Annotated in this window: 5 protein-coding genes; 3 read left to right on the top strand and 2 right to left on the bottom strand. The window is 41.4% G+C overall.

The window, feature by feature from the left end; genetic code table 11:
* Positions 1–90 precede the first annotated feature (90 nt).
* The gene (locus tag BCG07_RS18475; RefSeq protein WP_286891462.1) at positions 91–2,487 is read right to left on the bottom strand and encodes a PKD domain-containing protein; all 2,397 of its coding nucleotides are present in this window, start codon (positions 2,485–2,487) and stop codon (positions 91–93) included.
* A gap of 250 nt (positions 2,488–2,737) precedes the next feature.
* On the opposite strand from BCG07_RS18475, the gene BCG07_RS18470 reads away from it, so the two are divergent.
* Genes BCG07_RS18470 through BCG07_RS18460 form a run of 3 tightly spaced genes read left to right on the top strand, consistent with a single transcriptional unit; the run spans position 2,738 to position 6,939 of the window.
* Positions 2,738–3,394 (top strand): ABC transporter ATP-binding protein, encoded by a 657-nt coding sequence (locus BCG07_RS18470; protein ID WP_243532114.1) that lies wholly within the window; start codon positions 2,738–2,740, stop codon positions 3,392–3,394.
* Complete coding sequence (locus BCG07_RS18465) at positions 3,387–5,822, top strand: FtsX-like permease family protein (RefSeq protein ID WP_243532113.1); 2,436 nt, start codon at positions 3,387–3,389, stop codon at positions 5,820–5,822. The genes BCG07_RS18470 and BCG07_RS18465 overlap by 8 nt, the downstream gene beginning before the upstream one ends.
* Positions 5,823–5,829: 7 nt before the next feature.
* Complete coding sequence (locus tag BCG07_RS18460; RefSeq protein WP_243532111.1) at positions 5,830–6,939, top strand: lipocalin-like domain-containing protein; 1,110 nt, start codon at positions 5,830–5,832, stop codon at positions 6,937–6,939.
* Between the two features lie 82 nt (positions 6,940–7,021).
* Here BCG07_RS18460 and BCG07_RS18455 read toward each other — a convergent pair.
* Positions 7,022–7,795, bottom strand: a 774-nt coding sequence (locus BCG07_RS18455) for a DUF4097 family beta strand repeat-containing protein (RefSeq protein WP_286891460.1), incomplete at its 5' end; no start/stop codon positions are given.

The raw sequence follows: 7,795 nt of genomic DNA, 5'->3' as shown, positions 1-7,795 counted from the left end.
TAGCATGGCTTAGGTGCGTATAAAATACAATGAGTTATGTGGGTATATGCTGTTATTTATTGTGTGCGTTTTAAAAACGCACACACAAGGCTAAATATTACATATGTTTATAATAGCTGATCTTGGATCGTCAGACGCTGAATAAAAAATAGTAATAGGCCAATTATAAGTGTTCTCAACGTTGCTTTCGGTTACCGTCACCTCAAATTTAGCAGTTGCTGGTAGGTCTATAAGCAGTTCGCTATCTAGGTAGGTGCTTCCTGATTTTTGCAAAACGAGTGCCTGAGTTTGGTTAAATTGATATTCAAAACGTGCAGAGGCTAGCAGTGTTTCGGTCATGTTAAAGTTTACGTTAATGGTATCTGGCCCGGTAAACTCAGGACATACAAATACGGTAACCTCCACGCTTTGAAATACGGGTAAACTGTTTTGTTCTAAGTCTATCGTAAAGTTATTTTGGGTAATTGCGGGAGAGTTATAGATGGCATTAGCAAGGCGCGGATCGTTGCTAGCTATAGTTATGTTTTCACCTTCAGCTAAATTAAGAGTTTCGTTAAACTGACCTGCGCTATTTGTGGTGTACGGCACATTGTTAATTGTGAGTTTGGCATTACTAATTGCGGTTCGTTGCACGTTGGTAATTTGCCCTTTTATGTTGCCCGTTATTTGCGATGAATTAGTAGCTGTAACCGAAAACTGAGTAATGGCTTGGTAGTTGTCAGCATCAGTTACCGTGAAAGTTAAGATATAGTTACCAGTTAGATCGGGTGTTAATTCGGTTACGTTTTGGTTGGTGCTACTTAAACTAGCAGATGAACCTGCTGGTATAGAGAGCTCCCATTCATAGCTAAGCGCGGTGCCCTCTGGATCATAGCTTTGGCTTGCATCAAAGTTAACGGTGCTACCAACGGTGCTGTAGCGAGCTTTATCACCGGTATGCATAATAACGGGCTTGGCGTTTTGTGTAACATTAATAGTGAGTGTTTGTGTGTCTGAAAACTGCTCACCATCATTGGTTTTAAGTGAAACAACAACTTGCCCTTCTGCTGGCGCGCTAAGCGTGGGGGCTGAGCTACTTGTACTGCTTAATACAGCTTGATTTGACGACGAAACTATTTCCCAATGGTAACTTAAAACTGCGCCTTCGGGGTCGTAACTGGCTGAGGCATCTAAAGTAACTTGCTCATTAACACTAATTGAAGACTTGTAACTTACTAGAGTAACTGGTTTTTTATTATCCTTTGCATGTAGCACCGAGGTTGCTTGTGATGAGCTGAGTTCACCGTCAGATACAACTAGGGTAACGACGTAATCGCCTTCAACGTCAGCAGTAAGCGAAGGAGTTGGCGATGTATTTTGCTGTAATTGCGCAGTGCTGTTTTCAGGCTTTGCTTGCAGTTGCCAATTATAAGTTAGTGGATCGTTATCGGGGTCGCTACATTGCAGGCATTGTAGGGTAGTTAATGTATTTAAGGTTATGTCTGTTTGTTCTGTAAGAACAGCAATAGGCGCTTTGTTTTCGGTGGCAACGGTTAGGGTTACTTGTGCGGTATCACTTAGGTTACCTTCATCGGTTACGCTAAGGGAGATTATGTAATCACCTAACTCATTCGATGCAAAGCCTGCATTTTTGGTAATTGCATCAGATAAACTTGGATCGCTGTTCTCAGGCTTAGAAGTTATTGCCCATTGATAACTTAGCGTGTCGTTTGTATCTGGATCGGTACTTTGTTCACCATTTAGCGTTACGAGTTGGTTGGGTGAAAGTGTACTGTTTTGAACCGAAATCACGGCATTTGGCGCAGAATTTACAGTAAGCTGCTCACTTTTTATAAGTACGTTACTGCTGGCAGTATCGCCAACTGAGTTAGTAATAGTTAATTTAACGCTATACTCGCCTACTTTATCGGCAATAAATTGGCTGTTAACTCGGGTGCTGTTTTCAAGCAGTGTGGTGCTTGATGTCGGTTTGTTGGTAAATTGCCATTGGTAGCTATTAATTACCGCATTAGTCGCGGTGCTTTGTGCTGCTGTTAATTTAACTACATCACCTTGTTTTACGGTTTGTGTGCTGCCTGCGTTTGCAATGAGCTGTGCGTTTGAGGTAACGGTAATTTGTTTACTTACTACAGAGCTTGAAATTTTGCCGTCGCTTACTACAAGTTCTAAGGTGTAGTCTTGCGCCTGCGATACCGAAAATTCAACAGTGCGTTGGTTGTTGGTATTAAGCGATATGTTTTGTTGATTATCTATGCTACTGAGTTGCCACTGGTACGTGAGTGTATCGCCGTCAGGATCGCTACTATTTTCTGCACTAAAAATAATGGGTGTATTGATTTTATATTCTGATTGTTCAGTACTTATAACAGCCACAGGTTGCGCATTTGTGCTGACAGGAGGAGTGACTTGCTTTGTGTCAGAACTACCTGAACCACAAGCAGCCAATGTAAACAAAGTGGGTAATATAATTAAAAGTGTCCGTTGCATATTAATATCCTTATAAAGTTGATATTAATATGTACCCAAAATAGATATAAATCAAAAAATAAAAACAAGCTTTTGTAGTTACTGTTAGGCGCTATGCAGTTATTTGGGTTTTAGTTGCTGATTTAGTTAAATAAACGCATTTACTATGTGTCAAAAAATTAATTAAAATTCCGCTTAAGTGACCGTATTACTGTTATGGTATCGTTTATATAACGGGCCGTATTTTTATTACAGGAATAACCTTTCTTTTATGATTTCGCTAAATAATGTGTTTTTTACACGCCAAGATGGTGGCACAAAACGACAAATAATTAATGATTTATCGTTAACTATTTTACCCGCTGCACACATTGCTTTACTGGGTGATAGTGGCTCGGGCAAAACAACATTATTAAATTTATTAGCCGGTTTACTGTCTCCTGATGCAGGAACTATTACGGTTAATGAGCAAAAAATTAGTGAATTGAGTGCCAGTGAGCTTGCGCTTTATAGGCGTAAAATAGGGATTATTTTTCAGCATTACCAATTACTCAGCCCGTTAAATGTAAAAGACAACATGTGCTTTCAAGCAAGGCTTAATGGGTTATCGCCGAGCGACGATGAAGTAAATACAATGGCTAAAAAGCTAGGCTTAGAAAATAAGCTAACAGCGATGCCTGAACAGCTATCGGGTGGTGAGCAGCAACGAGTAGGAATAGGCCGTGCGCTATTAAATAAGCCCAAGCTACTATTGGCTGATGAACCGACCGGCAACCTTGATGCGGCTCGCTCACTCGATATCGTTACGCTATTAAAAAGCTTGTGTGAAGAAGAGCAAATAATACTAATTATGGTCACTCATAGTCAGCAATTGGCTAATCAATTTACTACGCAACTATTTTTAAAAGATGGCCAAATTAATGGCTGAACTTAAACTTATATTAATAACGTATATGCAGTTTTATCGCCGCCATGTAGGGCTGTTATTACTGTTTTTTATTGGTTTTAGTTTAGGTGCGGCATTACTGACTGCAATACAAGGTTTAAACCTGGAGGCCGGTAAGCGCTACCAACAAACTACAGCGTTGATTGCAAACCCTGTGACGCATTTTATACGCCCTGTATTAGGTGAAAACAGGTTGCCCAACAGTATGTGGTCGCGCATTAGGGCCGCTGGTTTTACGCAGGTTCAACCCGTTTTAGAAGGTGTAATTGAAACCGATAAGCAGCAAAAGCTCGCACTTAGAGGTGTCAATTTATTGCAGTGGCTTACACAAAATACCGACAGCTCAGCATCAGCATCAACAGCAAACAATAGTTACTCCGGTTTTGAACAGCTACTAAATACTGTTTATATCGATCCTAAATTAATGCAGCGGCTAAATTTAAAAAACAGCCGTATTAATATAAACATGGGCGATGCCACCCGCACTTTAGCTGTAAGCGAATTACAAGGTTTAGGCATGACCATGCTGGTGGACATTAGCCTTGCTGACAAGTTACTGCGCGCAAATGGGGTGATCAGTTACTTTGAAGTAAGTGGTTTAAATAGTAAACAAGCAGCTAAATTAAACGCATTGCTAGGCGATCAAGCACGCCTTGAAGCTGCGCAAGAGCAAGCTTTTGATGCGCTATCGGAGGCGTTTTTCTTTAATTTACAAGCGCTGGCATTGTTGGGTTATGTGGTAGGTGCGTTTTTAAGCTTTAACGCAATTAAACTGGCATACAATGCGCGCGCTCACTTACAGCAGCAAATGTGGGTGTTGGGGTGTCAACGGTCGGCGTTAATTAAGGCGCTGGCTATTGAATTAACGTTGCTTAGTTTGTTTGCGGCTGTGTTAGGTGCGATATTAGGCGCGGCACTAGCAAACGCCTTGGTTATGGATGTATCGGCCACTCTTCGAGGGCTTTACCAACTAGATAGAAGCTTTGTAGTCAGCCTTGATAGCAGCATGGTTGCCAGTGGCTTTACACTTAATATTTTTGTTTTGTTAGGATTTTTAGCCAGCCAGTCGGCTCGATTAAGTACTGTTTTAGCGCGTGTTAAATGGCCAATGTTAATGCTCGCCATTGCAGCAACCAGTTATTTAGCGCTAACGGCAAATACCAAAATGGGCGCCTTGTTGCTGTGTGTTTGTGTGCTACTGCTCTTTTTTGTGGTTACGCCACCGATAGTTAAAGCTGTATTTAAGCTGCCATGGCCCACACAAAACCCGATTATTCAGTGGTTAAAAGCCGACAGCATAGTGCAATTACCTGCATTGTTGAGCTCAGTACTCGCTATTTTAATGGCGATGGGTGCCGCTGTAGGCATGCAAATTATGGTTGGCAGTTTTAGCGACACCTTAGATACACACCTTGAAAAACGCCTAAGCGCCGATTTGTACGTAAGGCACGATCAAAACATTCAAGCATTAGGAACCAAGCTGGCTGAACTTCCAGAAGTTGAAAAAGTAGGCGTATATTGGTCAGCTAACAGTGAGCTTAAAACACCTAAAAATAGAATTGCTGTTGATGTTATGGCATTTGGTGCAACGGCCAGCTACAACCAACACCTTACTTTGTTAAACAATAAAGCACCTACATCTGCAGTATTTGAAAAAAACAAAAATGGAATTGTGGGTTGCTTAGTGAATGAACCCGCCTTGCTGCAGTACTCGCTTACAGTTGGTGACGTAATAACCCTAAGGCAGCATATTAATACACTAACGTGCCAAGTACGCGCTGCCTATTATGATTACGGCGAGCAAGGTTTAAATGTGATAGTCACTACAACAGCACTATTAAATAGCAGCTTAAGTTACACCGAGTATGGTTTATCGCTTTGGCTAAAGCCCAATAGTGACGTTGACGCCATAGCCGAATATATTCAAAAACAGCACCAATTAGATAGCCAACAAGTCATTGCTAATCAGCAGTTTAAGCGCTTTGCTAAGCAGTTATTTGGTAAAACTTTTTATGTTACTCAGGCGCTTAATATATTTATTATGCTGATTGCATTATTTGGTATGTGGGTGAGCTTTTTAACCCTGGGGCGGGGGCAATTGCAGCCTATGGCAGTATTACAAACGTTGGGTGTGACTCAACTGCAATTATTGGGTGCAAAAATATTGCAAGCCGCACTTATTATTTTAGCCACCTTGTTATTGGCTATACCTTTGGGGCTTTGCCTTGGGTGGGTATTATTAACTTACGTAATGCCCATTGCCTTTGGTTGGACCATGGCCATGACCGTTAATTGGCTGCAATTAGGTGGTTTTACTGTGCTTATATTTATTTTAGCCTTATTTGTGAGTGCGTTACCGCTAATAAAATTAACGCGAAGCGCCGTTGCCGATAATGTCGCCAAGTTATAGGACTTACATGAATAGACTAAAAGCAGCCGTTATCTTTGTTTTTATTGGCACATTAAGCGCGTGCCAGCCAGAAGTAGAGCAAATAAGTAAAAATAAACCAATGCATAGCGGATTTGCACAGCAATTTGGTGAACCTGTAAATAAACACCAAGGGCTGAGCTTTCCACGCGACCATGGGGCGCATCATCAGCAAGGTATTGAATGGTGGTATGTTACTGCTAATTTAAAGGCAGATAATGGCGACACCTTTGGTGTGCAATGGACTTTATTTAGGCTCTCTGTTGATGATAAAAACACTGCAACTGAAACGTCGCCATGGTGGAACGGGCAGCTTTATTTTGCTCACTTTGCAATGCAATCAGATACCCAGCACCATGCGTTTGAAAAGTATGGTCGCTCGGGGCAAGTTAATATTACTGCGCAGCCATTTGAGGCTCGCTTAGATGATTGGCAGTTAGCAAGTAAAGAGGCAGCATTTTTACCGCTTAACTTAAAGGCGCAGCAGGAAAATTACAGCGCTAATTTGGTGCTGGCTAATAGCCCACTTGTAAAGCATGGCGAGCAAGGTTACAGCCAAAAAACGCATCAGGGGCATGCCTCTTATTATTACAGTTATCCGTTTTTACAAGCCAAAGGCAACATTACATTTGCGGGTGAAACGTATCAAGTAACCGGAGATGCTTGGTTAGACAGAGAGTGGTCTTCGGCGTTAATTGATCCGAGCCAAAATGGGTGGGACTGGTTTAGCATTCAGGCTGATGATAAAAAGCAGGGTGGCTTGATGGCATTTTGTATTCGTAATGGCCAACAAAGTTATGATTACTGCAGTGCATCGCACATTACTTCCGATGGACAAGTGCGCGCTATTGCAAATAATGACGTGACCTTACAGGTATTAAAAACATCTGAGCTTACAACCCAAACGGCGCAAACAACGCCAAGTAATAAATCCTACCCTATTAAATGGCAGCTTAATGTTGAGGGGTTTGAGCCTATAACCATTGAAGCGCGTAACCCCGATTCACGTAATCAATTGAGTATTCCCTACTGGGAGGGGCGAATTAAAACCCAAGGTGGTTTTAAAGGTAAAGGTTATGCAGAGTTAGTTGGCTATTAGTGGATTATAAAGTTTTTAAAAAGAAATGCACTTAAGCGCATGCTAAGTGCATTTTATTATTTAAAGCTTGATACAGCTGATCTTATTGGTTGTATTTTACAGGGCCGTTCACATTATCAATGCTTACATCGCCAGAACCTGCTTCAGTAATAGTCAATGATTTTGCATGATTAACACGAATACTGCCCGAACCATCTTCGATGGTAACGTTTGCATCAACATGCTCAATGGTTAAGTCGCCCGAGTTATCTTCAACGTCTACAGCGCCATTAATATGTTGTATTGCTATGCTTCCTGACCCGTCTTCAACAGTTAATGTACCACGTACATTGCTTACACTCATATCGCCTGAGCCATCATCAATATTTGCATTGCCATTCACGTTATTAATAGTAATGCTACCTGAGCCATCGTTAAGCTCTAGGTTGCCGGCAATGCTTTGAAGCGAAATATCACCCGAGCCGTCGTCTATGTTTAGGTTTTTAGCGCCATTGATTGATAAGCTGCCAGAGCCATCTTTTACATCAATATTATTTGTCATGGCGTTAATAGTTATATCGCCCGAGCCATCATCAATATCTAGCTTAAGGTTGTTAGGGACTGTGACCACTAAATTAATGCTTGGCGATTGACCGCTGTAAAAGCTAATTCCATTATTACTTGTATTTTGGGCAACAAGCTTTGCTTTGGTTCCACTCTGAACGAGTGTGAGTTCGTATTCATCGTCAATATCGGCTGTGTAAATAGTGGCGTCAACATTAATACTGGTTGCTGTTGATGAGCCCATTATTTTAAGTGAACCTGCGCCGCTTAATACGTCTAGGTATTCAAGGTTATTGCTAGGTAATGTAAGTTG

This window comes from Pseudoalteromonas sp. ESRF-bin5, assembly GCF_002632075.1.
Lineage (GTDB): Bacteria > Pseudomonadota > Gammaproteobacteria > Enterobacterales > Alteromonadaceae > Pseudoalteromonas > Pseudoalteromonas marina.
This window is presented reverse-complemented; position numbering and strand designations above follow the sequence as displayed.